Origin of the sequence: Meiothermus rufus DSM 22234 (genome assembly GCF_000423425.1) — a bacterium.
GTDB lineage: Bacteria > Deinococcota > Deinococci > Deinococcales > Thermaceae > Meiothermus > Meiothermus rufus.
Genome location: NZ_AUHY01000009.1, coordinates 1 through 25,415 on the forward strand (window position 1 = coordinate 1; position 25,415 = coordinate 25,415).

A 25,415-nucleotide genomic window follows, 5' to 3' on the forward strand; every position below is an offset into this window, starting at 1 on the left:
CCGTGTCGGGCGGCTGTCTTTGCAGCAGGCGGGTAAAGGCATCATGGGCGGGAGGGCTCTTCTCCTTTGGACTACAGCGAGCGGCCTCGGTACAGGTGAAGACCCGCTGAGCGGCGATGAGAAAGTGGATGTAGTCCAGGTCATCGCACTTCGGTGGGTTCATGGGCATCACCCCCTTTGGAGAAGCTTGGCTAAGCACTCTCCTCCTAGCACACAGAAGAATGTCCAGTCAACTGCAACTGCGTAACTCCTAAGCATGAGACCAAGCTGAGGGTCTAGCGGAAAGACGCCCTAGCAAGTCCCGAAGCCTTTCGGCCAGAGCCACGAGACCGCGCTTTAGGCCTGGCGGTAGGCCGCTTTGAACACCAATAGACTTCTGGTCAAGCTTTTTGCTAGGGTAAGGTGTGACGCGGTTGCAGATTGAACGGCTGGTCACTGGTGGACTAGGGCTGGCCCGCACCCCCTCGGGCACTGCCCTGGTCCGGGGAGGTCTACCGGGAGAGGTGGTGGAGGCGGCGCTTCGGGCACGGAAGAACCACCTCGAGGGCCAGGTGGTTCGGGTGCTCAAACCCCACCCCGCCCGTTACCCTGGGCCCCTTCCCCCTTCGGCTGACCTGCCCCTGGCCTACGAGGCCCAGCTACCCCTCAAACAGGGTTTCGTGCAGGAAGCGCTCGAACGCATCGCCAAGTTGGATGCCCCTCTGCTTCCCATCCAGCCCTCGCCCAGGCCCCTGGGCTATCGCACGGCAGCCCAGTATGCCCTGCACCCCCTGGGCGGCCTAGCCTACCGCCAACCTCAGTCCCACACCTTGGTTCGGCTAACCCAAGACCCGCTGATAGCCGAACCCCTTCAGGTCGCATTTGCGCTGCTCTCGAGCTGGCCTCTAGCCAGTCTGGAAGAGGTCGTCCTGCGGGGATCGCTATACGAAGGCAGGGTTCAGGTCGGGCTTATTGGAGGGGAAGCTCGCCATTTCAAAAAAACCGCTCAGGCCCTGGTACAAGAGGGGATCGCTGGGGTGGTCTGGGCCGAGCCCAGCCCCAAAGGCCGCTTCCGCGCGGGTATCCGGCAATTGGCCGGTGAGCCAAGCCTGCTCGAGGACTTCGCCGGGGTGCTCTCTACCATCAACGTTCAAAGCTTCGCCCAGGTCAACCCCCGGGCCGCCGGGCTTTTGTACCAGGAAGCCGCCCGCTGGGCAGGCCGTGGGCACAAAGCGGTGGAGCTCTATGCCGGTAGTGGCACCCTGAGCTTGCACCTGGCCTCTTCCTTCCGGGAAATCGTGGCCATCGAGATCAGCCGCGAGGCCGTGCAGCGGGGAAGGGCCGACCAAAACCGCCTGGGCATCGCTCACCTGGTCTTCCAACAGGGCGATGCTCGAGCTCTCTCCCAACACCTCCCCGCCGACCTGGTAGCAGTAGACCCCCCACGGGCTGGCCTGGCCCCCGAGGTGCTACACAGCCTGATACAAAGCCAACCTGAACGCATCCTCTACATCGCCTGCGACCCGGCCACCTGGGCCCGCGACGTGGGCCGGCTATGCCGGGCTGGCTACCGTTTGCAGCAGGTGCGCCCCTACGACTTTTATCCCTTTACCCACCACGTGGAAATTCTGAGCCTGCTGGTCCGGTGAAGCCAAAGGACTCTTGCGCATTGCCCTCTTATCCAACAGAATCAGCTCTGTGTTGGCCAAGCGGATCATCCCCTGCCTCGACGTCCACAACGGGCGGGTGGTTAAGGGCGTCAACTTTGTAAACCTGCGCGACGCCGGCGACCCAGTAGCCTCGGCCCAGGCCTACAACCAAGCTGGGGCCGACGAGCTGGTTTTCCTGGACATCAGTGCCACCCACGAAAAGCGCAGCATCCTGCTGGAGATGGCCACCCAGGTCGCCGAACAGGTCTTCATCCCCTTTACCGTGGGCGGGGGGGTGCGCAGCCTCGAGGACGCTCGAGCCCTGCTGCGGGCCGGCGCCGATAAGGTTTCGATCAACTCGGCTGCCGTCCGGCGGCCCGAACTCATCCAAGAGCTGGCCGACCACTTCGGCAGCCAGGCGGTGGTGCTGGCCATCGACGCCCGCAAGGCGGGTTCTTCCTGGGAGGTGTATGTGGCCGGCGGGCGGGTGCCCACCGGCCTGGACGCCCTGCGCTGGGCCGAGCAGGGCACAGCCTTAGGAGCAGGGGAAATCCTGCTTACCAGCATGGATACCGACGGTACCAAGGCCGGCTTTGACCTAGAGCTGTGCCGGGCGGTCTCGGCAGTGGTAGGCGTTCCGGTCATCGCCTCCGGGGGAGCAGGCCGGGTAGAAGACTTCGCCGCCGTATTGCAAGATGGCATCGCTGACGCGGCCCTGGCCGCCAGCGTCTTTCACTTCGGTGAGATTCGCATCCCCGAACTCAAAGCCTACCTAGCCGCCCAGGGCCTCCCCATGCGCCTCGAGGCCCCCTACTCCATTTGACTTTCCAGGCCGGGGCGTTTATTGTTTTCTCAGATGGTTTGGTATACCACTACCACTGCTTAGGCGGCGGCTCCCCAGAGCTGCCGCCCCCACCTGCCCCCAAGGCGGGTTTTTTCTTTAGGAGCCGCAGATGAAAGTTGCCATCGTAGGAGCTACCGGAGCGGTCGGACAAGAGCTTTTGAGCGTGCTGGAAAGGCGCAACTTCCCTCTTACCGAACTACGGCTTTATGCCTCAGCCCGCTCGGCAGACAAGCGGGTGCGCTTTCGTGGGCAGGAGCTACGGGTGGAGGCCCTACCCAAAACCCCCCTGCCCGCCGACATCGTGCTGGCTAGTGCGGGCGGCAGCCTATCCAAGCAATACGCCCCTATCTGGGCACAGCAATCGGTAGTGATCGATAACTCCTCAGCCTTCCGCTATGAGCCGGATGTCCCTTTGATCGTACCGGAGATTAATCCCCATGCCCTGCGGGGGCACAAAAACCTCATTGCCAACCCCAACTGCACCACCGCCATCCTGTTAATGGCCCTGTACCCGCTACACAAAGCCTTCCGCGCCCGACGGGTTATCGTCAGCACCTACCAAAGCGCCTCGGGGGCTGGGGCCAGCGGCATGGAGGAACTACTCCAGGGCACCCGGCAGTTTCTGGCCGGTCACCCGGTCGAGCACAAAACCTTTGCTCACCCCCTGGCTTTCAACGTCATCCCTCATATCGACGCCTTTCAGGACAACGGTTACACCAAAGAGGAGATGAAGGTGCTTTGGGAAAGCCGGAAAATTATGGAAGAGCCCCAGCTCCAGCTCTCCTGCACCGCCGTTCGGGTGCCCACCCTGCGGGTGCACGCCGAGGCGGTAACGGTGGAGTTTGAGCACCCGGTAAGCCCAGAGGCCGCGCGGGAGGTTCTGGCCACTGCCCCTGGGGTGGAGTTGGTCGACGACCCAGGGCAAAAGCGTTATCCCATGCCCCTTAGCGCGACCGGTAAGTTCAACGTGGAGGTTGGGCGCCTCCGCCAAAGCCTGGTTTTCGACAACGGCCTAGACTTCTTCGTGGCGGGCGACCAGCTGCTCAAAGGCGCCGCTTTGAACGCGGTGCAAATCGCTGAGTTGTTGGTTCGGGAAACTGCTCGGCGGTAGGCCATGGCCTATACTCAGCGTGGAGGTATAGCTATGCGCAAATGGCTCATTCTGTTGGTCATGCTCTTCACCCCAGCCCTAGCCCAAAGCCTGCAGGTAACCGCGGGCAGCCCCTTCGGGGTAAACGCTGGCGTGCGCCTGACCCTGGTGCCCTTCCTGGTGGATGGGCGGGTTTACGGCGGGGCCAATTTCCTCACCGGGGGGCCGGCCTCGTTTGGGGGTGGGGCTGAGGTGCTGCTTTCGATCCCTCTTACCGACCTATACGCCGGGGCAGGCTTGTTTTACGCCAGTGGCCCCACGGTGTCCCTACTGAGCCAGGGCTCGAGCAGCGGTGCTTTAGGGGCTCGAGGGGTGCTGGGCACCTACCTCAACGTGGGGCTGCCGCTCATCGGCATCTTTGTCGAGGTTCACCCCATGCTCTTCTTCACCAACCCCAGCGCTTTCGGCCTGGGCGGAGCCATCGGGGTCAACATCGGCTTTTAGCTGAGCTATGGCCATACTGCCGGAAAAGCCCGTACAATAGCTTCCAAAAGCCAAAAGCGGGTACCAGCGGCCCGCCCCCAACGAGGTTTTCTCATGCGCAGCGACATCATCAAAAAAGGCCCCCAGCAAGCCCCTGCCCGGGCCATGCTCCGGGCGGTGGGCATCAATGATGAGGATTTCAAGGTACCCTGGGTAGGCATCGTCAACACCTGGACCGAGGCCATGCCCTGCAACCTTCACCTGCGCGACCTGGCCGCCGACCTGAAGATTGGGGCCAAAGAGGCAGGTCTGCATGCCTTCGAGTTCGGCGCACCGGCCATCTCCGACGGCATCAGCATGGGCACCGTGGGCATGCGGGCCTCGCTCATCTCTCGCGAGGTCATTGCTGACAGCATCGAGCTGATTGCCCAAGGCTACCTCTACGACGGTATGGTGGCGCTGGTGGCCTGCGACAAGACCAACCCCGGGGGGGTGATGGGGGTCATCCGGGCTAACGTGCCTAGCGTGGTGCTCTACGGTGGTTCCATCGCCCCTGGGTATTTGAACGGCAAGGCCCTGACCGTGGTCTCGGTCTTCGAAGCGGTAGGCCAGTACGCTGCCGGGCAGATTAGCAAGAAGGACCTCGAGGCCGTCGAGCGGGCCGCCATTCCTGGGCCGGGGGCCTGCGGAGGGCAGTACACCGCCAACACCATGGCCATGGTGCTGGAAGTGCTGGGAGTCTCTCCCGTAGGCTACAACGCTATTCCGGCCATTGCCCCAGAGAAGAAGGCCGCTGGGCGACGGGCCATGCAAATCCTGGCTGAAGCCATCCAGGCCGGACGCACCCCCAAGAGCTTCCTTACCAAGAAATCCTTTACCAACGCTATTGCCGCGGTGGCCGCTACAGGTGGCTCTACCAACGCGGTGCTACACCTGCTGGCCATCGCCAAAGAGGCCGGTATCAAGCTCAGCCTCGAGGAGTTCGACAAAATCAGCCGCAAGACCCCGGTCATCGCCGACATGCGCCCCTGGGGCAAGTACACTGCCTGGGAACTCTACGAGGCCGGGGGCATCCCCCTGATCATCCGCCGGCTCATCGAGGGCGGCATCCTGGATGGCGACCAGATGACCATTAGCGGCAAAACCCTCTGGGAGGAGACCCGCCAGGCCAAGGAAACCAAAGGCCAGAAGGTAGTGACCCGGGTGGACAAACCCTTCAAACCGGAGGGGGGCCTGCGGGTGCTCAAGGGTTCCTTAGCCCCGGATGGAGCGGTGCTCAAACTGGCCGGTACCGAGACCAAGGTACACCGGGGGCCAGCCCGGGTTTTCGATGGGGAACAAAGCGCCATGAAGGCCGTGCTCAAGAAGCAGATCAAGCCTGGCGACGTGGTGGTTATCCGCTATGAGGGCCCCAAGGGCGCTCCCGGCATGCCGGAGATGCTCTCGGTTACCTCGGCCATCGTGGGCGAGGGACTGGGGCCTTATGTCGCCCTGGTCACCGACGGTCGTTTTAGCGGGGGTACCAAGGGCCTGATGATTGGGCACGTCGCCCCCGAGGCCCAGGTGGGGGGCCCCATTGCCCTGGTCGAGGAAGGCGACATCATCTCCATTGACTGCGACCGGGGGGTGCTCGACCTCGAGGTTTCGGAAAAAGAGCTGGCCCGCCGGGCCAAAGCCTGGAAGGCTCCCAAACCCCACTACAAAAGCGGCCTGTTCGCCCGGTATGCCGCCTTAGTCAGCAGCGCGCGGGAGGGAGCTGTGCTAGAAAAGCCCGATAGCAAGTAGACCGCCTCGAGGGCGAAGAACTACCCTGTACCGCTGCGCACCACCAGCACCGGGGTAGGGCAGTTGTGCAACACCTTGTCGGTGACGCTGCCCATCATCACCCGCTCAACCCCTTTGCGCCCGTGGGTGGCCATCACCACCAGGTCGTGCGCTTTAGCCGCCTCGAGGATGGCCGGCACCGGATGCGCCTCCACCAAAAGCGCCCGGGCCTGTACCCCTTTGGCGCGGGCCTCCGCGGAAAGTTGGTGGAGCAACGCTTGGGCTTTGGCCTTGAGATCGCGCATCTGCTTCTCGTAATGCTCGGGCGGCTGGGTGGCGTAGCTTCGGTAGGCCTCATAAGGATTCTCCAAGGCGTAAAGGATGGTGACCTCCCCTCCGAGGTTCCGCGCCAGGTACAAGCCACGCTCGAGGGCCGCCCTACCCAGCTCGCTTCCGTCTGTAGGAACGAGAATTTTCTTGAACATAAGACCTCCTGCGGGCTTCACCACTCGAGGCTTACCCTAATCTCCTACCCCAGGGTCTTGTGTCCCTATGACCCAGCGCCAGGCAGGCCTTCTGGATTCAGTTTTCGTCTCCTGAGCAACCAACCCAACCAAGGGGCTCTAGGCTGCAACAGTAGCTGCGATGATTACTCCGGCACTAGCGCTTTTTTAGGCTGCGCAGCCGCTCGGCAGCCTCGGCAGCGCTGATCTGGCCCTGCTCTAAAGCCGACAGGATGGCTTCCTTTTCCTCAGGGGAAGGCTCTTCCTGGTACTCGTATCCCAGCACCCGGAGCAAGGCCTCGAAGCGAGCCCGCACTGTGGGGTACGACAAGCCCAGCACACGCTCTACTTCCTTGAGGTTACCCCGCACTTTGATGTACAAACGCAAAAACTCTAGGTGCTCAGGGGGCAAGAGGGCGAACTCGTTGGGCTGAAACTCGCCCCTTATTTCAGTGCGGCAGTGCGTACAAACCAAGCTATGCACATTTAGCCGCCCGCCGCAGCCCTGCACCGGGCATAGGGTGGGCATAGGTAAGGTTCTCATACACGGCTCCAGATCTCGTTTACCAAAGGCCAAAACGCAGGTGTAGCGGGCCGGAGGCGGCGGCTTTAGGGCTCATCTCCAGCTCCAGCAGGACAAAAGGTGGCATCTTGCGCAAGACCCAGGTCCGGCCACGCAGGCCCCCCAGGGCCTTTAGGGTAGTCGCGTTGTCCGGGTTGTCCCGCCAGAGCCAACCCAAGGCCCAGAGAAAGACCTCGAGCAAGACCAACGGGGCAAACAAAAAGATGGGCAGGGGGAAGCTGCCTACCCGCACCCATAGATAGACGAAGCGCGGCCGTACCAGGTAGAACCAGCCTAGGGGGGCGTGGGACACGTGGGTTATCATAAACCCTCTCAGACCACCTCGATGACCACCCTCATAGGGCCGGACATTTTGGTTTCGCCTTCACTGACCTTGTTCAAATCGGAGATTTCTACGTCCACTAAGCGACCTTCGGGCAACTCCCCCTTGAGCATGTCCAGAATGCCAGCCAGGTCAATGCCCTGGGTGCTTAGCTGGCGCTGGGCTTCCGGCGGGATGAAGCTGGCGGCAAACTTAGCCAAGGCCGCGGGCACGTTGACTTTTACCTTAACGTCCTCACCATCGAGCATAATACGAATCATCTTGGCAATGCCCTTGGGCGGCAGCGGGCGGCTAGGTGCAGCAGGCTGGCCCGAGTCCAAAGCTTCCAAAAGGCGCAGGGCCTCCTCTACCGAGATTTTGCCCTCTTTGACCATGTCCATGATGCGTTTTTTGTCTTCCATAGCCCCCCCTTATGCTCGGTTTATTAGCTCCAAATTGCCTAAGCGAACCGAGGCCTCGAGGGAGGCCTGGCCCTGCCCTATCTGGCGGTTTGGGCACTCCAGATTGCCCAGGCTTACGCTGGGCCTGAGCGTCACACTGCTGCCAGGAAGAAAAGCCAGCTCGGCGTTGCCCATGGAAACCCAGAGGCGGTGCTGGCCCTCGCGCAACAGCAACGAGCCTTCGATGTTGCCCGCGCTAACCTCGAGATCCAGCCCCTCTACTGCCTTCAGGGCCACATAGCCGGCCGCCACCCGCCCCTTGAAAAAGCGGAGGCCTTCTACCTCGAGTTCGGCAGCCTTGCTATCCACCTCCAGCCCCCAGCCTGGGGGAAGGCGCAGCACAAGGGAGACCCCTTTGCCCAACCACCCGCCCAAAACCCCGTTGGCGTGAGGAATCACCTGCACATCATCCCCCACCGGCTGTACCTCGGCCTGACCCTCCACCTGGGGTTGCGAAAGGCTAGGGTCGAGCCGGGCCTCGAGGCGGCCCGCCGTGAGCCTAACCCGTGCCCAATGCAGGCCCGGGGGCTCTTCCACTGGAGGAGAGCCAGGGTTTTTGTCGTTTTCCTCGAGGGCCGAGAGCAGCAATTCCGCTTCCTGCGGGGTGATCTTGCCGGCTTGCAAAAGAGCCAGGATACGCTCTTGTTCAGACATAACACCTCCCAGACTAAAAATCGCGCAGCGGACGAGGCGCAGGGGGTGTGGGCTCGAGGGCCTCGGCCCAGCCCCGCAGCAATCCCGCAAGTTGCCGGCGAAGCGGGCGTTTGGGCAACAAGCCTTGCCCTCTGGCCTCCTGTTGGTAAAGGGCCACCTTTTCCCGGGCCAGCCTTTCCATCTCCAGCGCGTTGAACAGCGTGAACATCTTCCACCTCCTGCAAATAATGTAACATATGGTTTTACATTTTGTCAAATACTGATTTCTATTTTTCAACCACTCGGTATCTCCCTAGGGCTCATCGTAAAATCCGAGGGTATGCGTTTTCCCCTGCGTGTCCCCATTGAAGTACGCTTTAGCGACCTGGATACCCTAAAACACGTTAACAATGCGGTTTATCTCACCTATGACGAGGTGGCTCGAGGCCACTACCTCCGGCGGGTAGGCGCAGCCATTGACGGGGGCAACTTCGTAATGGCCCGGGCCGAGGTGGACTACATCCGGCCTATCCTGTTTGGGCAGGCCGTCGAGGTGGCCTTACGGGTAGAGCGGGTGGGCCACTCGAGCTTTCGCACCCACAGCGAAATCTGGGCCGATGGCCAGCTCTCCGCCCGCATCAAGGTGGTGGTGGTCTGGCTGGAAGAGGGCCGGCCCGCTCGAGTCCCCGACTGGCTACGCCAGGCCATCCAAGCCTTTGAGCTCGAGCCGGTCGAGGGGTTGTAAAAAAGCCGCTTTTGGCCCCTACCCTATCTGCCTCTCATCTAGCGGGTTAGATTGAAGCCATGCGCGCTCTATTGGCTCTACTGGTAGGGCTGGCGTTGGCCTGGGCTCAGGAAGCCCCTCCCGGTAGCTACGCGGTGGCCCGGATTGTGGCCATAGGTGAGCAAAGCGCCAAGGTACAGGTGGGCCCCCACCTGGTTGAAGCTGAGCTACCTACAGAGTCGCGCGCCTTCCGGGTGGGCCAGCAGGTGGTGGTCTACCAGGCCGATGGCAAGACCTACATCGCTGAACCCTACCGCATCCCCTACCTGTGGGGGCTGCTAGGGCTTTTCGTGCTGGTCACCGTAGCCTTAGGGCGGGGCAAGGGCCTGCGCGGCCTGGTGGGCACTGCGGCCAGCCTGGCGGTGTTGGCTTTTTTTGTGGTGCCGCAGATTGCCGCAGGAAACAACCCCCTGCTCATCACCTTTTTGGGTGCGTTCGGCATTCTGGCCTTGTCGATTTACTTTGTACACGGTATCAATCGTAAGACCACCGCGGCCCTAATGGGCACCACCATCGCCGCTTTGGTGGCCCTGGTGCTGGCTGCACTGCTCACCGAGGGCCTGCAGTTTACTGGCCTGACCTCGGAAGAGGCCTTTCTAGCCCGTTTTCAACTGGGTGGGCAGCTTGACCTAGTCTCACTGTACCTAGCCGGGGTGGTGGTGGGCGCGCTAGGTGCACTCAACGACGTAACCGTCACCCAGGCAGCAGTGGTACAAGCCCTGGTACAGGCCAACCCCCGCTACGGCTTGCGGGAGCTCTACGACCGAGGAATGGCGGTGGGTTTCGACCACATTGGCAGCCTGGTCAATACCCTGATCCTGGCCTATGCCGCCGGTACCTTGCCTTTGCTGCTTTTGATCAGCCAAAGCGATGTGTCCCTAGTGCTGCTTATCAACAACGAAACCTTCGCCGCCGAGATCGTAACCATGCTGGTTGGCTCGCTGGCCTTGGTGCTGGCCGTACCCCTCACCACCCTTATCGCTGCCTGGTTGTTCCGCGGAAGGTCGCTGGACTATATAGACCGGCGCTGGCCGAAAAGCTAGCCAAGACAGAAAAAACGTAGGGGCCCCTTCGCACCCCTACTCCAAAGCCTTTAACTCTAGCGCACCTGAAGGGTGATGACGACCAGCGGCGGCTCGGCCTCGGGCCTGCCTGTTTCCCGCACTTCGTAGGTGATCTCGCCGGGGCCAGGGTCGGAAAGGTAGCTCCAACCACAAGCTGGGTTGAGGGCTACCTCCTTACGACCCACCACCCCTTCCCCACGCTTGACCAACACCGTGTAGCTGGGGGCTGAGCCCAGCCCACCAAAGCGGAAGGGTCGAGAGACGGTTCCTCCATCTTGCAGGTTGGTAAGGGTAAAGGCCTGGGTACAAGCCCCCGCCGCCTCGGGTTGGGGCACCACCAGACTCAGGCGAGCCCCAGCCAAAGCCCCCTCGGCCCGCACCTCGTAGACCCGGGTTCCTGCCTCTGGGGGCGGCACATTCAGACTCCAGCGGCCATTGGCATCGGCCACTACCCGCCCCAGGCTAGCCCCGTCCTCGAGCACCTCCAAAACCTGGTTGGGCTGGGCCACCCCTGCTAGAGCAAAGCCGCTAGCGGCCACGGTACTCCCCTCTGGCAAACCCACAAAGACCGGCTCCGTAGGCCAGACCAGGCTTATCCGTATGCTGGCCCCGGTAGCCTGCCCCGCCCGGCGGACCTGGTAGGTGTGGGGGCCGGCCTGCAAGGCGGTCTCCAACTTAGACGCCGCCGGGTCGAAGCGCCAGGTGCCCTCCGGCCCCACCGTCACCACCCCCAGGGGCGTATCGTTATCGAGGAGCTCGAGAATCTCCCCAGGCCGGCCCGTCCCCTCTAGGGTGTAGCGGCCTATCTCCACCGTGGCCCCGTCCGCCGGGGCACGGATGGTCAGGCTAGCCAGGGGGGTCAAGCCGGTACTAAAGGCCCGCAGGCCCAGCCCAGGCCAGAACGAGAGCAAGGCCAAGAGGAGCATAGCCCCCCACAACAAAGCCTGTGCGGGTGCTGCGGTACGGCTGGCTGGAGCCATCAGGGCCTGGGTGAGGCCCAGAGGAGCGGAGGCCAGGGGAACCCCAGGAGCCTCCGAGGCCCCAAAGCGGGCCACCGCTGCCTCAGCCTCGCGATCCTCGGCCTCCTGCTGGGGGGTGGGCTGGCTAAACACCAGGAAAAAGGTCTTGAGGTAGTAGTAAGCCCCGATGGCCGAAGTCACCAAAGCCAGCACCACCAGCCCGTAGAACCCTCCTCGAGCCGCCTCCTGGAAAACCAAATACTTGGCCCAGAAGCCGGCCAAAGGCGGCAGGCCCAGTACCGAGAGAATACCCAGGCCCATCGCGCCACCCAGCAAAGGCTTGCGGTACCACAACCCGCGCAGCCGTTCCAGGGGCACCTCCTGGTTAGAGAGCATAGAGAGCACGGCAAAAATCAGACCGGTAGCTAGGGCATAGGTCAGTAGGTAAAAGGGGATGGTGGCCTGGCCCGTAGGCCCCAGCAGCCCTAGGCCGATATACCCCGCGTTGGCGATGGAAGAGTAAGCAAAAAGCCGCTTGGCCTCGGTCTGGGCTAAAGCGCCCAGGTTCCCAAACACGGTGGTCAGGGCTACCAGCATCGCCAGCGCCACACCCCAGGCCTCGAGGCCTTCGGGAGTAAAGATGCGCAGCATGGCGGCGAAGGCCGCGGCCTTGACCGCGGTGGCCATGAACAGCGTTACTACGGTGGGGCTACCCTGGTAGACATCCGGCGACCACCACTGGAACGGCACCATAGCCGTCTTGAAAGCAAAAGCCACCAATATGAGGAGCAAAGCCAGAATATACAGCGGCCCCGAACCCACCGCCCCGGCGTTGAAACTACCGGTAGCGCCAAAGTACAAGGCTATGCCGTACAAGAAGGTAGCCGCCCCCAAGGCCCCCAGCAAAAAGTACTTTAGGCCAGCCTCGAAGCCCTTTTCGTCGCGCTGCCAGGCGGCCATCACGTACAAGGGCAGGGAGAAGACCTCGAGGGCAATGAGCAGCACCACCAGGTTGGGGCTGCTGGCCATCAGATGCATTCCGGTGACCGCATAGAGCACCAATAGAGGAAACTCAAACTTCTTGGCCGGGCCTAAAAGCAAAGCCCAAAGCCCGCCCAGGATGGCCACCAGACTCAGGCCCCGAGCCAGGGTGTCGAAACGGTAAAGCCCGCCAAAGGCCTCGTAGGTCTCTCCCCAGCCCACCACACAGAACAAGCCCGCCAGCCCTAGGCCCAAAGCACTCAGCCAGCGGTTGGTCTCGCGGGGGATGACAAAGGCCAGCAGGGAAAGCAGGGTGGCCAACCCCGCCAGCGTGTATAGAGTTAGCAGGCTCACGAGGCACCTCCTACCAAGGCCGCCAGCGCCCTACCCAGGGGCTCTAAGTAGGTGGTGAACAGCTTGGGATAAAGGCCCATCAATAGCAACACCCCCACCGTTAGCACGGCAAAGCCCCACTCCCGCCCCGCGAGGTCGGGAACCACCTGGGCCTGGGGCTTCTCTTGAAAGAGTTTTTGGAAGGCCGATAGCGCATAGGCCGCCGCAGCAATTACCGAAAGGAAGGCCAAGAAGGTAAGCCAGGGAGCCACCTGATAGGCCCCCAAAAGCACCAAGAGCTCACCAGGGAAGCCAGAGAGGCCCGGCAGACCAATCATGGCCATAAGGATGAACATACCCAGCACATACAGGGCCGGAGCATGCCGGGCCAGCCCCCGTACTGGAGCCACCTCGAGGCTACTCGTGCGCTGGTAGACCCGGCCTACCAGCAAAAACATGGCCGACCCGTAGACCATCGAAGCTCCCAGCAAGTACAAAGCCCCCACTGTTCCCTCGGCAGTACCGCTAAAAAGCCCCAGGGCCCCCACCCCCATGTGGGAAACCCCAGCGTAGGCCAGAAGGGTTTTCCAATCCGGCGCACTGAAGGCCAGCCAGGCCGCATAGAGGGCACCAAAAGCCGCCAGGAAGAGCAACAATCCTTGGAACTCGCGAAAACCCTCCGGTACCAAAGGCAGCGCCCACTTAAAGAAGGCAAAAATCCCCACCTTGTAGAGGGTGCCCATGGCATCGGCCAAGCCCGAGGGGTGGTTCTGCTGGTGGAAGCTGGGCAGCCAAGCATGTAGGGGGAAGAGGGGGGTTTTGACCGCAAAGGCGATCAGGAAGCCCAAAAAAGCCAGCGCAGCCGCACTGCCCCCCAGCGGATGGGCCGCCAGGTCAGCGTAGAGGAAGCTTGGCGCTCCCCCCAGGTAGCGCACCGCAAAGATGGCCGCCAGCATGGGCAGCGAGCCTACCAGGGTGAACAGGGCAAAAATGTAGATGGCCCGCAGCCGCTCCGGCCCGCCGTAAAACCACAGCATGAGCAAAGCAGGAATTAAGGTAGCCTCGAAGAAGGCGTAGAAAAGGAGCAGATCCTGGGCGGCGAAGATACCCAAAAGCCCGGTCTGCATCAAGAAGGCCAGCGCCAAAAAGCGGACGGGTACCTCGGCTACCCACACCCCCAGCAGCACCACCAGGTTTACCGCCAGCCACAGCAGCAGTCCAGCCCCATCCAATCCCAGCGCGTAGTAAACCCCTACCTCGGGCAAAAAGGGCGTCTGGCTGGTGTAGGCCAGGCCTTGGCCGCCATAGCCAGCAAACAAGAACAAGGAAACCAGCAGGCTTAGCCCCGCCGCCACCAAGGCAAAGGCCCGGCCCAGGCTAGGCCACAACAGGAGCAATAGACCTGCCAGGAGGGGCCACCACAACCCTAGATGAATCATCGCAACACCCCCCACAGCAAGAGGAGAACCAAGGCCAGCAAAAAGCCCAGGAGGTAGAGCCGCAGGGCCCCGGCCTCGAGCCGGGCCAAGAGCCCACCTAGCCCACCCATCAGACTGCCCAAGCCGGCAAACCCTCCTAGCAAGCCCCGGTCAGCGCTAAACAGCAGCTCGGCCAGGGCTTTGAGGGGGTTCACCAACAGAGTGTTATAGAGCATATCCACGTAGAAACCATTCAGCGCAGCTTGCTGGAAACGGGCATACCACTGGGGCAAAGGTTGCTGGAAGAAGCGGAAGCCCCAGAGCAAAACCCCAATCGCCACCAACGCTGAGACGATAATCAGGGTCCACTCGGTCCAGACCGGCAGCTTTTCGTGGGGAAACTCGCCAATGGCCTTGCTGAGGAAGGGCTCGAGGAAGTTCTTGTAGTCGATCACATACGGCAAGCCGATAAACCCTACCCCTAAAGCACCGCCCATCAGGATGTGATTAGGCCAGAGCATGACCGGAGGGCTTTCGTGAGGGTGGGCCTTACCCCGATACTCCCCCAGGAAGACCAGGACATACCAGCGGATGGAGTACAGCGCTGCCAACGCCGAGGCCAGCAACATTAGGGCCCACAGCCAAGGCCCATACTCAAAGGTGTAGGCCAGAATGGCGTCTTTGGACCAAAAACCAGCCAGAGGGGGCAGTCCACCCGAGGCCAGCGCCGCCACCAGGCCATGCCGGTGGGTGATAGGCAGGTGCTTGCGCATCCCACCCATCTGCCGCACGTCCTGCTCCCCACCCAGCGCATGGATGACCGAGCCCGAGGTCATGAACATCAGGGCCTTGAAGAAGGCATGGGTAACGATGTGAAAGATAGCTACCCAGTAGGCCCCCACCCCCACCGCCACGAACATAAAACCTAGTTGGGAAAGGGTGGTGTAGGCCACTATGCGCTTGATATCCCACTGGCCCAGGGAGCACAAAGCCCCATAAAAGGCCGTCAGAAGGCCCAGAGCCACGATCGACCCGGCAAGAAAAGCATCGCCATGAAGGATAAAGGCATGCCGTACCAACAAATAGACCCCCGCCGTCACCATGGTGGCCGCGTGAATCAAGGCCGAGACCGGGGTGGGACCGGCCATAGCATCCGGCAACCAGACCATCAGGGGTACCTGGGCACTCTTACCGATAGCACCTATCAGCAAAAAGAAGCCAGCCAGGCTCAGGGTAGTAAAGCTATACCCCCCAGCTTCGACCTTCTCCACCAGCTCGGAGATGGAGAGGGTACCGAACATGCTCCAAAGCAAGCCCATGGCCAGCAAAAAGCCCAGATCGCCAATGCGGTTGACAATAAAAGCCTTGCGGGCCGAGTCGGCGTTGACCCGCTCGGTGTACCAGAAGCCAATCAGCAGGTAGGAGGCCAAGCCCACCCCCTCCCAGCCGATGAAGACCACCGGCAGGCTATCGCCCAGCACCAGCACCAGCATGGCCGCGATAAATAGGTTGAAATAACTGAAAAAGCGGCTATAGCCAGCGTCGCCGTGCATGTAGCCAATGGCCCAGAGGTGGATCAGAAAGCCCACTCCGCTGACCACCATCAGCATCACACCGGAAAGGTTGTCCAGGCGCAGGCTGAAAGGAATCCCCGGCAGCCACTCCGCTAAAGTCCACTTAGCCCCACCCTGAAGTAAGAGCCAAAAACCCAGCAGGAAGCTGCCCAGCACCAAGAAAGAGGCCAGCCAGCCTGCCGCAGGCTCGCCGATACGTCGGCCCCAAAGGCCCAGCAGGACAAAACCTAGCAAGGGCAGGGCCACGATTAGGGGAAGCAGTACGGTCTCTTGCATCTACCACCTCAGTTGGCGCAGCTCGTCGATGTTGGTGGTCTCGCGGCGGCGGAAAATCGCCACAATCAGCCCCAGGCCCACCGCCACCTCGGCGGCAGCCATAGCGATGATAAAGAGCACCACCACCTGGGCATCCAGACTGCCGGTGAGGCGGGCCAGGCTCACCAGGGCTAAAGCCGCCGCGTTGAGCATAAGTTCGATAGAAAGAAAGACCAGGATGGCCGTACGCCGGGTAAGCACCCCATAAGCCCCAAGGGAGAAGAGCAGAGCCGAAGCAAGCAGCCAGATCACGGCCCCACCTCCACTTTTTCCTCCTTCTGGGAGGGGTGGGCAGGGTGAGTGGTGGCCGCAAGGATGCGTTCAGGCTCCACCAACACTACCGCAGCCACTGTGGCCACCAGTAGCAGAAAGCCCACCGCCAAAAGGGCGAACAGCCACTTTTCTGGATCGTAAAGCAAGGGCCCTAGGGCCTGGGGCAGCCCCCCGCCCAACGCGGGTGGGTTGGCAGCAGGCTGGTAGCGTATCAACCCATACACCAACACTCCGGCCAACCCCAACGCCCCTAGGGCAGCAGCCCAGGGCAGGCGGGGCAGCAGGTCGAGGCCTACATTGGCGTTAGCCGCCGAGAGCAGCATAATGACAAACAAAAACAGCACCACGATGGCCCCAGCGTAGACGATGATTTGAATCATGGCCACGAAGCGAGCCTCGAGGGCCACGTACACCCCGGCCACCAGCAAAAAGTTGGCGATGAGGGCTAGCGCCGCGTGCACCGCGTTTTGCAAGCGCACCACGGCCAGGCCGCTCAGCACCAACAAGAAGAGGACCACCATCTCCCAAAATCCAACACTCATCGGTTCCTCCAAGGGGCAAAGCCACCGCCCAGAGATTCTACTTGGCCTTGGGGGGTCGGACACCCTCGAGTTCCGGGCGCACATAGGGCACGGTGTAGCCCCGCTTGACTGGCTTTCCCGTATAAGCGGCCTCGCGGCGCTGCGGCTTGGTACCCTCTACCTCGACCAGCATGTCCTCCTTGCCGTAGACGAAATCGGCATAACGGTAATCGGCCATCTCAAAGTCGTAGCCCATCACCACCGCCCCAGTGGGGCAGGCCTCCTCGCACAGGCCACAGAAGATACAGCGCAGCATGTTGATCTCGTAGACCTTGGCATAACGTTCCCCAGCGCTCACCGGATTACTGGGGTCGTTTTCAGCCGCTTCCACGTAGATGGCGTAGGCCGGGCAGGCTGCTGCACATAGCGAACAGCCAATGCATTTTTCCAGACCGTTGGGGTGCCGGGTCAGCACGTGCCGTCCGTGGAAGCGCGGCTTAAGCGGAACCGGCGCATCGGGGTAGGGAATGGTTACGGGCTTGGAAAACAGCGCCTTGAGGGTGATACCCATGCTTTGGGCTAGGGCTGCAATGCTCATGGATAACTCCTTTCCACCGGTTTAGGACGGGCCGTCTGGAAGGCGTAGAGCAGAAAAGCCACTAGGCTCAACAAGGAAAGCCAACCCAACCAGACCACTGGCAGCTTGAGGGCCACCACCCATGCCGAGAGCAAAAACCAGGCCAAAGCCAGCGGGAAAAGCCGGCCCCAGCTAAAGACCATGAGCTGGTCGTAGCGCAGGCGGAACAAAGTACCCCGCACCCAGATGAAGAAGAAGAGGAAGAAGGCAATTTTGACGAACATCCACAAGTACGGCAGGGCAAAAAGTGGGCCTAGAAGGGGTAGCTGCTCTAAGAAACCCGGCATGCGCCAGCCTCCTAGGAAAAGGGTGGGAATCAAGGCTGAGGCGGTGATCAAGTGGATGTACTCCGCCATTTGGAAAAGGGCCCACTTGATGGAGCTGTACTCGGTGTTGTACCCCCCTACCAGCTCCTGCTCGGCCTCGGGCAAGTCGAAGGGGGTACGGGCGGCCTCGGCCATGCTGGTCAGGAGGAAGATGGCAAAGGCCGGCAACATATAGAGCACCAGCCAGCCGTTTTGGTGCTGCCAGTCCACGATGTCCTGTAGGTTGAGCGAGCCTACCAAAAGCACCGGGGCCAGCAGGCTGATGCCCAGGGCCAGCTCGTAGGAGATCATCGAGGCCGAAGAGCGCAGCGAGCCCAATAGGGAGTACTTGGAGTTGGAAGCCCAGCCAGCCAAAAAGATACCGTAGATGGCCAGCTCCGAAACAGCAAAGATGTAGAGGATGCCCACATCCAGGTTGATGACCCAGGGGTCGTAGCCGAAGAAGGCCCCTTTGGGCCCAAAGGGGATCAGACCGAAGCTCATGACCGCGAAGGTCACCGAGATCATGGGGGCCAGCACAAAGACCACCTTGTCGGCCCGGCTGACGATCAGGTCTTCCTTGAAGACCGATTTGATGGCATCCGCTAGCGGCTGCAAGAGCCCACCCGGCCCCACCCGGTTGGGGCCCTGGCGAATCTGGATACGGGCCAGGAGGCGGCGCTCAATCAGGGTCATGTAGGCAAAAGCCGTGAGCAGACCAAAGATCACCAGGAAAGCCTTGAGGCCCACCATCCACAAAGGGTCGGTAGGCTGGGCGGCAGCCGAAGGGGTCTCGACCGCCAGGGCCGGGCCGAAGAGGGCCAGGGTTCCGGCAGCAGCGGCGGTAAGGTTCAAACGCTTCATGCCTCACCTCCCACTAGAATCCGGGCCTCTATGCGCCGGCCCGCCCAGGCCCCCAAGGCCGGCAGGTAGAGCACCCCATCGGGCAGGCCGGGCACTACCCGGACAGTAAAGCGCTCCACCCCAGCGGGGGTCTCCAGTTCCACCTGGTAGCCATCGGCCAGCCCCTGGGCCTTAGCGGTCTGAGGGCTGAGCTCGAGCCACAGCGGTACCGCCTGGGCCGCTGCACCCACCCGCTGCTCCCGGCGCCACATGGTTGGGCGCAGGTAGAGGTTCCCCGTACCCGCAGAACCCGCTGGCCCAAGGTTGCCCTTGGGCAGCCAGCGCTCCAGCGGAGGGGGGAGCTTGAGCTTTTCCTGTAGCCGACGGGTAGCCTGGCGCACCAGACGCACCGAGGGCTCCAGGCCGAAAGCCTCAGCCAGCAGGGCCAATGCCGCCACCGCCCCATCGGCCTGGTCGTTTTGGATCGCGGCGGGCTCGAGGGGCAGCACCCGGCCTTCCAGGTTCAGGGTGTGGCCCCGCTTCTCGTAAGGGGTCTGGCCCGGCAGCAGCACATCGGCGTAACGTTCGGCTAAGGGGTGGTGGTGGGTCAGGTGCAGGATGCGGAAGGAGGCCGCTTTGAGCTGAGCCTCGCTAGGCAAGAAGGTGTAGTAGACCACCTCAGGACCACTCTCACTCCAGGCCGCCCCACCTTTGCCAGGGTAAAGCCCCAAGGCCTCGAGGCCTCGGGCATTGGCCGCCGGGGTCATGCACATCACCCTGGCCCCCAGACGCTCGGCGAGCTGGCGGGCCTTCTGCGCTGCCTCCGGCTGGTTGAGCACCCCGGCCCCCAGCACCAGCACCGTTTTCGGGCTTTCCTCCAACCGCTGGCGCACCCAGGCCAACCCCGTCCCAAGGCCAGCCGGGGCCTCGGCCTCACCCAGCAAGGCCCGCAGCAAAGCGGCTTCCTGTCCCGGAGCGTGTACCGCACTAACCTTGGCCCATTTGGCAGTGTTGGAGGGATAGGGGCTAAACAAGGCCAACTTGTGGGTCAGGCGGGGCATCCGCTCCTTGATGTTGAGGTCGGCAAAAGGGGTGCCGTGGCGCAGGGGGGCTGCTGGCTTGAGGCCCCGGCTGAACTCGGAAAGGCGCAGGTGCAAAGTGGGTGCTTCCTCGGCAGGGTCGCCCAGCACCAAGGCAAATTCAGCCTCCAGCAACTCCTCGAAGGTGGCCGGGGTAAAGGCCAGGCTGGGGTAAAGGGTGCGGCCCTGGAAGTCGCGGTGGGGCGTACCTAAGGCGTTGGCCAGCTCCACCGCGGCCAGCCCTTCCTCGAGGGTGCTGCTGCCCGCCAGGTAGAGACCCACCGCTGCCTTCTGGCGGCTTGCCACCCCTTGGCGGATGGCCGCCAGGGCCTCCTCCCAGGTGGCCTCCACCAACCGCCCCTCGCGGCGCACCCAGGGGGTGCGCACCCGGTTGTGGTTGACCCATTCATGGCCGAAGCGGGCCGCATCGGAAATCCAGACCTGGTTTACCTCTCGCCGCTCGGCAGCCCGGATGCGCTCGAGCCGGCCACTGCGGGTATCTACATGGATGGCCGCCCCGCAGGCATCGTCCATAGAGGTGGTCTCGGTGGAATCGTACTCCCAGTTGCGCGCCCGGAAACGCGCGGTGCGGTCGAGCAGGGCCCCTACTGGGCAGATGTCCACGATGTTACCGCTGAAGTTGGAGGGTAGACCCTCCTCCTCGCTGTTGATGAAGGTGTGCACCCCCCGCTCGATAAAGTCCAGCACCTCGTCGCCGGGAATCTCCTCGAAGTAGCGCACGCAACGCTTGCAGTGGATACAGCGCTCCCGATCAAGCACGATAAAGGGCGAGAGGGGGTGGTGCTTGTCCACGTGGCGTCGGGTCAGCGCAAAGCGGGTGTACAGGGGCAGCTCGAGGGGGTCAGGCTGGTAGAACTTGTCCACCAGGCCGTACTCGTAGCTGCGGTCTTGCAGCTCACAGGCCCCGCCTTTGTCACAGGTCGGGCAGTCCAGCGGGTGGTTGGCCAGGGTCAGCTCCACCATACCCGACTGGGCGTGGCGCACCTCGTCGCTCAGGGTGTCGATAACCATCCCATCCGTGACGGCGGTAATGCAGGCTGCCTGCAGCTTGGGCATCCAGAAAATCTTGGGTTGACCGTTCTCCAAAATGAACTGGCCATCCGGCCCCTTGCGTGGGCTACCGGTACGCACTAGGCACATCCGACAGGCCCCAATGGGCGATAGGTGCTTCTCGGCACAAAAAAGCGGCACATCGTAGCCAGCATGGAAGATGGCATCCATTACCGAGGTGCCCGTCGGAACCTCTACGGTTCTGTCGTTAACCGTGACTTTTACCATGCCTTGCATCACCCCCAGCGGCTTCCCATCCGCTCAACGGGCCGCCCGCTCTCTACTGCCGCCACGAACTGCGGGCGGAAGTGCTTGAGGCTACCCCGCACCGGCCAGCAGGCCGCATCGGCCAGGGCGCAGAAGCTACGGCCCTCGATCTGGTCGAGCAGGCTCTCCAAAAGCTCCACATCCCCCTTCTGGCCCTGCCCGGTGCCGATCTTCTGGAACAAGCCCACCATCCAGCCCGAGACCCCCTCGCGGCAGGGGGTGCACTTACCGCAAGACTCGTGGGCATAAAAGCGGGTAATGTTCCACATAGCATCCACCATGCTCATGCTGGCCGGGATACCGATCACCCCACCCGTACCCAAAAGCGAGCCTTTGGCACTCAAAGACTCGTAGTCCATGGGGGTGTCTAAGGTCTCGTCGTTCCAGGGTAGCGGCGGGCAGGATGAGCCCCCTGGGATGATGGCCTGGATGGGCTCGGTAGGCCCCCCGGCCCAGTCGTACAAGAGCTCGCGGAAGGTGGTGCCCATGGGCAGCTCGTAGACCCCGGGGCGACGGAAAGGCCCACTAACCTGATAGAGCTTGTGCCCTTTAGAGCGCTCGGTGCCCATACTGGCAAACCAATCGGCCCCTCTGGCCACGATATGTACCACTGAACACAAGGTCTCCACATTGTTGATGGTGGTCGGCATACCCCACAGCCCAGCCTGGGCGGGGAAGGGGGGTTTCATGCGAGGGTTGGCCCGCAGGCCCTCGAGGCTGTTCATCAGGGCGGTCTCCTCCCCGCAGATGTAGGCCCCAGCCCCCCGGTGTACATATAGGTCGAAGCTGAAACCGGTTCCCAGGATGTTCTGCCCTAAATACCCACGGGCATAGGCCTCGCGGATGGCGCCCATCAACCGGTCGTAGGCCCGGCGGTACTCCCCGCGGATGTAAATGTAGCCCTTGCTGGCCTGGATGCCTACCCCCGCGATCATCATCCCCTCGATGAGCTGGTGGGGGTCGTCCTCCATCAAATAGCGGTCTTTGAAGCTGCCCGGCTCCGACTCGTCGGCGTTGCAGACAATGTAGTGCTGCTTGCCGGTGTTTTTGGGCATAAAGCTCCATTTGAGCCCGGTGGGGAAGCCCGCCCCGCCCCGGCCCCGCAGCCCCGACTTCTTGACCTCCTCGATGACCCAGTCCTGGCCCTGCTCGATGGTCTTACGAATGGCTTGGTACCCTCCATGGGCCAGGTAGTAGTCCAGGGTCCAGGAGCCAGGCTGGCCCACATGCTTGTACAGGGTCTTCTCGAAGCGGGGGTCCTTGCCGCTGACAATAGGCCCGTTCATGCCCCTACCTCCTCCCCACGGACGTGCACCTCGTGGCCCACCCGGCCCGGCAGCTCGATCTCCTCCAGGCGCTTGCCCTCCCGCAAGCCCTTTAGCAAAGCATGCAAGCGGGCCTTGGTCACGCACTCCACGTAAGGCTCGTCGTTAACCTGGATGACCGGAGCGGTGTGACAGCTTCCCAGACACTCCACCTTCTGGATGCTGAAAAGGCCGTCCGGGGTAACCTCGCCCCGCAGAATGCCCAGGGTTTCCACCAGCTCGTCCCACAGCTCGTCGGCCCCGCCAATGGCGCAGCTCAGGGTGGCGCAGACCTGCAGGTGGTACTTCCCCGTGGGCAGGGCCTGATAATAGCTGTAAAAGCTCATCACCCCGGCCACTTCGGTGGCGGTAAGACCCAGAATCCGGCCTATTTCCTCTTGTCGTTCGGGGCTGATCCAGCCCTCTTCCTGCTGCACCCGGCGCAGCATAGGCATCAAGGCTGCCCGCCGGCCTTGGGGGGTGTCGGGGTACTGGGCGAACACCTCCTGCAGCCATTCCTGTTTGTCGTCAAAAAATCCCATACTCCTCCACAAAGCTCATCGGTCCACATCCCCCATCACCGGGTCGAGCGAAGCGATGACCACCACCATATCGGCCATCTGCACACCTTTACAGGCATAGGGCAGGCTCTGCAAGTTCACAAAGCTGGGGGCCCGCACCTTAACCCGGTAAGGCATGGAGCCTCCATCGGAGACGATGTAGTAGCCCAGCTCCCCTCGAGCGCTCTCGGTGGGTACGTACACCTCGCCCAAGGCCGGGTGGAAGCCCTCGGTCACCAGTTTGAAGTGGTAGATAACCGCCTCCATCGAGGTTTCCAGCAGGTGGCGCGGGGGCAGGGAAATCTGGGGGTTGGGGTCGCGGATGGGCCCGGGCCCCAAGGCCTCGAGGCGCTCCACCGCCTGGCGGATGATCTTGACCGACTCGCGCATCTCTAGGATGCGGATAATCATGCGGTCGAAGACATCCCCCCCGTGCAAAACTGGCACGTCGAAGTCGTAGGTCTCGTAGCCGGCATAGGGATAGGCCTTGCGCACATCATAGGCCACCCCCGAGGCCCGTAGGCTACCCCCGGTGAGGGAGAGGTTGATGGCCACCTCGGGAGGAATCACCGCCACGCCACGGGCCCGCTCGTAGAAGATGGGGCTCTCACGGAACAGCCCCTCGTACTCGTCGATGCGGGCTGGCATCTGGGCGATGAACTTTTTGACCTCACCCAAGAACTCCGGTGGCAGGTCTTCCTTAAGCCCTCCGATGCGGATGTAGTTGTGGTGGAAGCGCTGGCCCGAGACCCACTCAAACAGATCCAACACCGCCTCGCGCTCGCGGAAGGCGTAGAAGAAAGGGGTAAGTGCGCCAAAATCCAAAAGCCCGGTACCCAAAAAGACTAGGTGGGAAGCGATGCGGGAAAGCTCGTTGAGCATGACCCGAATAGCCTGGGCCCGCGGCGGCACCTCGGCTCCCACCAGCTTCTCCACGCTCAGGGCATAGGCCAGATCGTGGGCGAAGCTGTGTAGATAATCCATGCGGGGGGTGTAGGTGATGCACTGGGTGTAGGTGCGGTACTCCATGTTTTTCTCAAAGCCGGTATGGAGATACCCAATGTGGGGGGTGAGGCGCAAAATCTGCTCACCGGAAAGATCCACCACCACCCGCAGCACCCCGTGGGTGGAGGGGTGCTGGGGCCCTACGTTGAGGGTCATCACCTCGGACTTCAACTCCGGGGCCTCGGCGATCTCGTAGGCCTCGACCGAAGGGCTGTGCAGACTGCGGGGGTCGCGTACCATCAACTGCCTCCTTTGACCACCTTCTGCACCTCGGCGGCCATATCCTGGTAGCCCTTGCGGGTACCGCCCCGCCAGCCGGTCATCCCAGGTTTATTCCCCGCCAGACCAGCCCGAAAGGCCTCGGGGTCAATGAAGCGGCCTTCCTTGAACAGGGTGGGGGTCTCCCCCAGAGGAAAATCTTTGCGCAGAGGGTAGCCCTCGAGGTCTTCTGGGGTAAGGATTTTACGCAGGTCGGGATGCCCCTCAAAGCGAATGCCAAACATGTCGTAGACCTCTCGCTCGAGGTAGTCGGCTCCGCGCCACAGATCGGTCAGGCTGGGCAGCACCGGCTGGGCTTCCGGCACATATACCCGGATGAACACCCGGCTGCCATCGCCCTCCTGGTACCCCGGCAGCGAGACCAGCTCATAGACCACGCAGAAGCGCTCCGGCTTGGGGCTGGGGTAGGTAAGGTAGTCGATGCCCACCACGTCGGCCAGGTAGTTCCAGCCCTGGGCCTTGAGTTCTGCCATCAGGGGTTTGAAGGCCTCCTTGGGCACCACCACCCAGGTATTACCGTGGGCCTCCTCGAGGCCCCAGCCTTGGGCCAATGCTTGCTCTTTGAGTTGCTCCAGTCTTCGCATGGGCACCTCGCTTAGCGCCTCCAGGCCTCAACCTTGGGCAGCTTCCGGCCCTGATCGTCGCGGGCCTTACCCTGGATTTTCTTCTGCAGCTGCATCACCGCGTAGATCAGGGCCTCAGGGCGGGGCGGGCAGCCTGGCACAAACACGTCGACCGGCACCACGCTGTCTACGTTTTGCACAATGGCGTAGTTGTTGAACATCCCCCCCGAGCTCGCGCAGGCCCCCATGGAGATAACCCACTTGGGATCGGGCATCTGGTCGTAGACCCGCCGCATCACCGGGGCCATCTTCTTAGAAAGCCGCCCGGCCACAATCATCACATCGGCCTGACGGGGGCTGGCCCGGAAGACCTCCGAGCCAAAACGGGATAGGTCGTTTCGGGCATCGGTGGAGGCCATCATCTCGATGGCGCAGCAGGCTAAGCCGAAGGTGGCTGGCCACAGGGAGTTGGAACGCCCCCAGGCGATGAGCTTCTCCAGGGTGGTGAAAAGCACACCCTCGGCCTCGAGTTCCTGCACGTCTTTGGTAAACAGATCGGCAATACTTGCCATACCTCTCCTTCCCTAGTGCCACTTCAGAACACCTTTGTACCACTCGTACAAAAAGCCCACCAAAAGGAGCAGCGTAAAAGCCACAAGCCCTACGAAGCCCACCACCCCCAAGGCCCCCGCACTAACCGCATAAGGCCACAAAAAGGCCACCTCTACATCGAAGATGATGAAGAGCATGGCCACCGCGTAGAAATGTACCGGAAAGCGCTTGACCTCCCCTGCCGGGTCGTTGCCCGACTCATAGGGCATCAGCTTAAAGCGCCCTCCCTTCTTGGGGCCTAGCAAGGCCCCCACCCCCACGGCCAGCACCGCAATGCCTACCGCCACCGCCAGGTAAACCAAGAGAGCCAGATACTCCGTTATGGGTGACATGTGCCTCCTGTTCGGCGAGCCAGCTTGTGCCAGTCTTCACGAGAAC

The 25,415-nt window shown here is 62.2% G+C and carries 27 protein-coding genes and 1 pseudogene; 7 read left to right on the plus strand and 21 right to left on the minus strand.

Annotated elements, in window-relative coordinates; translation table 11 throughout:
* Positions 1-199 (minus strand): annotated as a pseudogene (locus G552_RS15950) (IS701 family transposase); the annotation flags it as partial.
* 205 nt (positions 200-404) lie between these two features.
* Between G552_RS15950 and G552_RS0102320 the strand changes: the two are divergent.
* The 5 genes from G552_RS0102320 to ilvD all read left to right on the plus strand — a co-directional run bounded on the left by G552_RS0102320 (position 405) and on the right by ilvD (position 5,830).
* Positions 405-1,628 (plus strand): class I SAM-dependent RNA methyltransferase, encoded by a 1,224-nt coding sequence (locus G552_RS0102320; RefSeq protein ID WP_027881548.1) that lies wholly within the window; start codon positions 405-407, stop codon positions 1,626-1,628.
* 49 nt (positions 1,629-1,677) lie between these two features.
* Positions 1,678-2,451: an imidazole glycerol phosphate synthase subunit HisF gene (gene hisF, locus G552_RS0102325; protein WP_027881549.1), complete on the plus strand. Its 774-nt coding sequence runs from the start codon at positions 1,678-1,680 to the stop codon at positions 2,449-2,451.
* A gap of 130 nt (positions 2,452-2,581) precedes the next feature.
* A complete protein-coding gene (locus G552_RS0102330; RefSeq protein WP_027881550.1) occupies positions 2,582-3,583 on the plus strand; it encodes an aspartate-semialdehyde dehydrogenase in 1,002 nt (333 codons plus the stop codon).
* Positions 3,584-3,616: 33 nt separating this feature from the next.
* Positions 3,617-4,066 (plus strand): hypothetical protein, encoded by a 450-nt coding sequence (locus G552_RS0102335; RefSeq protein ID WP_027881551.1) that lies wholly within the window; start codon positions 3,617-3,619, stop codon positions 4,064-4,066.
* A gap of 93 nt (positions 4,067-4,159) precedes the next feature.
* Positions 4,160-5,830: a dihydroxy-acid dehydratase gene (gene ilvD / locus G552_RS0102340; protein WP_027881552.1), complete on the plus strand. Its 1,671-nt coding sequence runs from the start codon at positions 4,160-4,162 to the stop codon at positions 5,828-5,830.
* Positions 5,831-5,850: 20 nt separating this feature from the next.
* Here ilvD and G552_RS0102345 read toward each other — a convergent pair whose 3' ends face one another.
* The 6 genes from G552_RS0102345 to G552_RS0102370 form a co-directional block, all read right to left on the minus strand.
* On the minus strand, positions 5,851-6,294 hold the full coding sequence (locus G552_RS0102345) for a universal stress protein (RefSeq protein ID WP_027881553.1): 444 nt from the start codon (positions 6,292-6,294) through the stop codon (positions 5,851-5,853).
* Between the two features lie 175 nt (positions 6,295-6,469).
* Positions 6,470-6,856 (minus strand): DUF2089 domain-containing protein, encoded by a 387-nt coding sequence (locus tag G552_RS0102350; protein WP_027881554.1) that lies wholly within the window; start codon positions 6,854-6,856, stop codon positions 6,470-6,472.
* Between the two features lie 19 nt (positions 6,857-6,875).
* Positions 6,876-7,199, minus strand: a complete 324-nt coding sequence (locus G552_RS0102355; protein ID WP_084640355.1) for a hypothetical protein — start codon at positions 7,197-7,199, stop codon at positions 6,876-6,878.
* A gap of 8 nt (positions 7,200-7,207) precedes the next feature.
* Entirely contained in the window at positions 7,208-7,618 is a 411-nt protein-coding gene (locus G552_RS0102360; protein ID WP_027881556.1) for an SHOCT-like domain-containing protein, read from the minus strand.
* A 9-nt stretch (positions 7,619-7,627) separates the two neighbouring features.
* The gene (locus G552_RS0102365; protein WP_027881557.1) at positions 7,628-8,311 is read right to left on the minus strand and encodes an SHOCT-like domain-containing protein; all 684 of its coding nucleotides are present in this window, start codon (positions 8,309-8,311) and stop codon (positions 7,628-7,630) included.
* Positions 8,312-8,324: 13 nt separating this feature from the next.
* The gene (locus G552_RS0102370; protein ID WP_027881558.1) at positions 8,325-8,519 is read right to left on the minus strand and encodes a hypothetical protein; all 195 of its coding nucleotides are present in this window, start codon (positions 8,517-8,519) and stop codon (positions 8,325-8,327) included.
* Between the two features lie 111 nt (positions 8,520-8,630).
* On the opposite strand from G552_RS0102370, the gene G552_RS0102375 reads away from it, so the two are divergent.
* A complete protein-coding gene (locus G552_RS0102375; RefSeq protein WP_027881559.1) occupies positions 8,631-9,035 on the plus strand; it encodes an acyl-CoA thioesterase in 405 nt (134 codons plus the stop codon).
* A 59-nt stretch (positions 9,036-9,094) separates the two neighbouring features.
* Entirely contained in the window at positions 9,095-10,117 is a 1,023-nt protein-coding gene (locus G552_RS0102380; protein ID WP_027881560.1) for a YibE/F family protein, read from the plus strand.
* Positions 10,118-10,173: 56 nt separating this feature from the next.
* Here the strand turns inward: G552_RS0102380 and G552_RS0102385 are convergent, their stop codons facing one another.
* The 14 genes from G552_RS0102385 to G552_RS0102450 all read right to left on the minus strand — a co-directional run bounded on the left by G552_RS0102385 (position 10,174) and on the right by G552_RS0102450 (position 25,369).
* Complete coding sequence (locus G552_RS0102385) at positions 10,174-12,432, minus strand: proton-conducting transporter transmembrane domain-containing protein (protein ID WP_245575087.1); 2,259 nt, start codon at positions 12,430-12,432, stop codon at positions 10,174-10,176.
* Complete coding sequence (locus tag G552_RS0102390) at positions 12,429-13,850, minus strand: complex I subunit 4 family protein (protein WP_027881562.1); 1,422 nt, start codon at positions 13,848-13,850, stop codon at positions 12,429-12,431. The genes G552_RS0102385 and G552_RS0102390 overlap by 4 nt, the downstream gene beginning before the upstream one ends.
* A complete protein-coding gene (gene nuoL / locus G552_RS0102395) occupies positions 13,847-15,679 on the minus strand; it encodes an NADH-quinone oxidoreductase subunit L (protein ID WP_027881563.1) in 1,833 nt (610 codons plus the stop codon). The genes G552_RS0102390 and nuoL overlap by 4 nt, the downstream gene beginning before the upstream one ends.
* A complete protein-coding gene (gene nuoK / locus G552_RS0102400; RefSeq protein WP_027881564.1) occupies positions 15,680-15,970 on the minus strand; it encodes an NADH-quinone oxidoreductase subunit NuoK in 291 nt (96 codons plus the stop codon).
* Complete coding sequence (locus G552_RS0102405) at positions 15,967-16,533, minus strand: NADH-quinone oxidoreductase subunit J family protein (protein ID WP_027881565.1); 567 nt, start codon at positions 16,531-16,533, stop codon at positions 15,967-15,969. The genes nuoK and G552_RS0102405 overlap by 4 nt, the downstream gene beginning before the upstream one ends.
* Positions 16,534-16,570: 37 nt before the next feature.
* Positions 16,571-17,110, minus strand: a complete 540-nt coding sequence (gene nuoI / locus G552_RS0102410; protein WP_027881566.1) for an NADH-quinone oxidoreductase subunit NuoI — start codon at positions 17,108-17,110, stop codon at positions 16,571-16,573.
* The gene (nuoH, locus tag G552_RS0102415) at positions 17,107-18,207 is read right to left on the minus strand and encodes an NADH-quinone oxidoreductase subunit NuoH (RefSeq protein WP_027881567.1); all 1,101 of its coding nucleotides are present in this window, start codon (positions 18,205-18,207) and stop codon (positions 17,107-17,109) included. Before nuoH ends, nuoI begins: the two co-directional genes overlap by 4 nt.
* A gap of 107 nt (positions 18,208-18,314) precedes the next feature.
* Positions 18,315-20,675, minus strand: coding sequence for a molybdopterin-dependent oxidoreductase (locus tag G552_RS0102420; protein WP_027881568.1), 2,361 nt, complete (start codon positions 20,673-20,675; stop codon positions 18,315-18,317).
* 8 nt (positions 20,676-20,683) lie between these two features.
* Positions 20,684-22,000, minus strand: coding sequence for an NADH-quinone oxidoreductase subunit NuoF (nuoF, locus tag G552_RS0102425; RefSeq protein WP_027881569.1), 1,317 nt, complete (start codon positions 21,998-22,000; stop codon positions 20,684-20,686).
* On the minus strand, positions 21,997-22,560 hold the full coding sequence (locus tag G552_RS0102430) for an NADH-quinone oxidoreductase subunit NuoE family protein (RefSeq protein ID WP_027881570.1): 564 nt from the start codon (positions 22,558-22,560) through the stop codon (positions 21,997-21,999). The genes nuoF and G552_RS0102430 overlap by 4 nt, the downstream gene beginning before the upstream one ends.
* A 15-nt stretch (positions 22,561-22,575) precedes the next feature.
* A complete protein-coding gene (gene nuoD, locus G552_RS0102435) occupies positions 22,576-23,823 on the minus strand; it encodes an NADH dehydrogenase (quinone) subunit D (protein WP_084640357.1) in 1,248 nt (415 codons plus the stop codon).
* A complete protein-coding gene (locus tag G552_RS0102440; protein ID WP_027881572.1) occupies positions 23,823-24,446 on the minus strand; it encodes an NADH-quinone oxidoreductase subunit C in 624 nt (207 codons plus the stop codon). Before G552_RS0102440 ends, nuoD begins: the two co-directional genes overlap by 1 nt.
* Before the next feature lie 11 nt (positions 24,447-24,457).
* Positions 24,458-24,997 (minus strand): NuoB/complex I 20 kDa subunit family protein, encoded by a 540-nt coding sequence (locus tag G552_RS0102445; RefSeq protein ID WP_027881573.1) that lies wholly within the window; start codon positions 24,995-24,997, stop codon positions 24,458-24,460.
* A gap of 12 nt (positions 24,998-25,009) precedes the next feature.
* Positions 25,010-25,369, minus strand: a complete 360-nt coding sequence (locus G552_RS0102450; RefSeq protein ID WP_027881574.1) for an NADH-quinone oxidoreductase subunit A — start codon at positions 25,367-25,369, stop codon at positions 25,010-25,012.
* Positions 25,370-25,415: the final 46 nt, after the last annotated feature.

Bases quoted from the DNA above. Each gene is read 5' to 3' on its own strand.
- nuoF (WP_027881569.1), bottom strand. From the start codon at position 22,000: ATGAACGGGCCTATTGTCAGCGGCAAGGACCCCCGCTTCGAGAAGACC.
- G552_RS0102345 (WP_027881553.1), bottom strand. From the start codon at position 6,294: ATGTTCAAGAAAATTCTCGTTCCTACAGACGGAAGCGAGCTGGGTAGG.
- nuoL (WP_027881563.1), bottom strand. From the start codon at position 15,679: ATGCAAGAGACCGTACTGCTTCCCCTAATCGTGGCCCTGCCCTTGCTA.
- G552_RS0102375 (WP_027881559.1), top strand. From the start codon at position 8,631: ATGCGTTTTCCCCTGCGTGTCCCCATTGAAGTACGCTTTAGCGACCTG.
- G552_RS0102405 (WP_027881565.1), bottom strand. From the start codon at position 16,533: ATGAGTGTTGGATTTTGGGAGATGGTGGTCCTCTTCTTGTTGGTGCTG.
- G552_RS0102445 (WP_027881573.1), bottom strand. From the start codon at position 24,997: ATGGCAAGTATTGCCGATCTGTTTACCAAAGACGTGCAGGAACTCGAG.
- G552_RS0102420 (WP_027881568.1), bottom strand. From the start codon at position 20,675: ATGGTAAAAGTCACGGTTAACGACAGAACCGTAGAGGTTCCGACGGGC.
- G552_RS0102355 (WP_084640355.1), bottom strand. From the start codon at position 7,199: ATGATAACCCACGTGTCCCACGCCCCCCTAGGCTGGTTCTACCTGGTA.
- G552_RS0102440 (WP_027881572.1), bottom strand. From the start codon at position 24,446: ATGCGAAGACTGGAGCAACTCAAAGAGCAAGCATTGGCCCAAGGCTGG.
- nuoI (WP_027881566.1), bottom strand. From the start codon at position 17,110: ATGAGCATTGCAGCCCTAGCCCAAAGCATGGGTATCACCCTCAAGGCG.
- nuoD (WP_084640357.1), bottom strand. From the start codon at position 23,823: ATGGTACGCGACCCCCGCAGTCTGCACAGCCCTTCGGTCGAGGCCTAC.
- G552_RS0102430 (WP_027881570.1), bottom strand. From the start codon at position 22,560: ATGGGATTTTTTGACGACAAACAGGAATGGCTGCAGGAGGTGTTCGCC.
- G552_RS0102390 (WP_027881562.1), bottom strand. From the start codon at position 13,850: ATGATTCATCTAGGGTTGTGGTGGCCCCTCCTGGCAGGTCTATTGCTC.
- ilvD (WP_027881552.1), top strand. From the start codon at position 4,160: ATGCGCAGCGACATCATCAAAAAAGGCCCCCAGCAAGCCCCTGCCCGG.
- G552_RS0102370 (WP_027881558.1), bottom strand. From the start codon at position 8,519: ATGTTCACGCTGTTCAACGCGCTGGAGATGGAAAGGCTGGCCCGGGAA.
- nuoH (WP_027881567.1), bottom strand. From the start codon at position 18,207: ATGGTGGGCCTCAAGGCTTTCCTGGTGATCTTTGGTCTGCTCACGGCT.
- G552_RS0102360 (WP_027881556.1), bottom strand. From the start codon at position 7,618: ATGGAAGACAAAAAACGCATCATGGACATGGTCAAAGAGGGCAAAATC.
- G552_RS0102380 (WP_027881560.1), top strand. From the start codon at position 9,095: ATGCGCGCTCTATTGGCTCTACTGGTAGGGCTGGCGTTGGCCTGGGCT.
- G552_RS0102335 (WP_027881551.1), top strand. From the start codon at position 3,617: ATGCGCAAATGGCTCATTCTGTTGGTCATGCTCTTCACCCCAGCCCTA.
- G552_RS0102365 (WP_027881557.1), bottom strand. From the start codon at position 8,311: ATGTCTGAACAAGAGCGTATCCTGGCTCTTTTGCAAGCCGGCAAGATC.
- G552_RS0102450 (WP_027881574.1), bottom strand. From the start codon at position 25,369: ATGTCACCCATAACGGAGTATCTGGCTCTCTTGGTTTACCTGGCGGTG.
- G552_RS0102350 (WP_027881554.1), bottom strand. From the start codon at position 6,856: ATGAGAACCTTACCTATGCCCACCCTATGCCCGGTGCAGGGCTGCGGC.
- G552_RS0102330 (WP_027881550.1), top strand. From the start codon at position 2,582: ATGAAAGTTGCCATCGTAGGAGCTACCGGAGCGGTCGGACAAGAGCTT.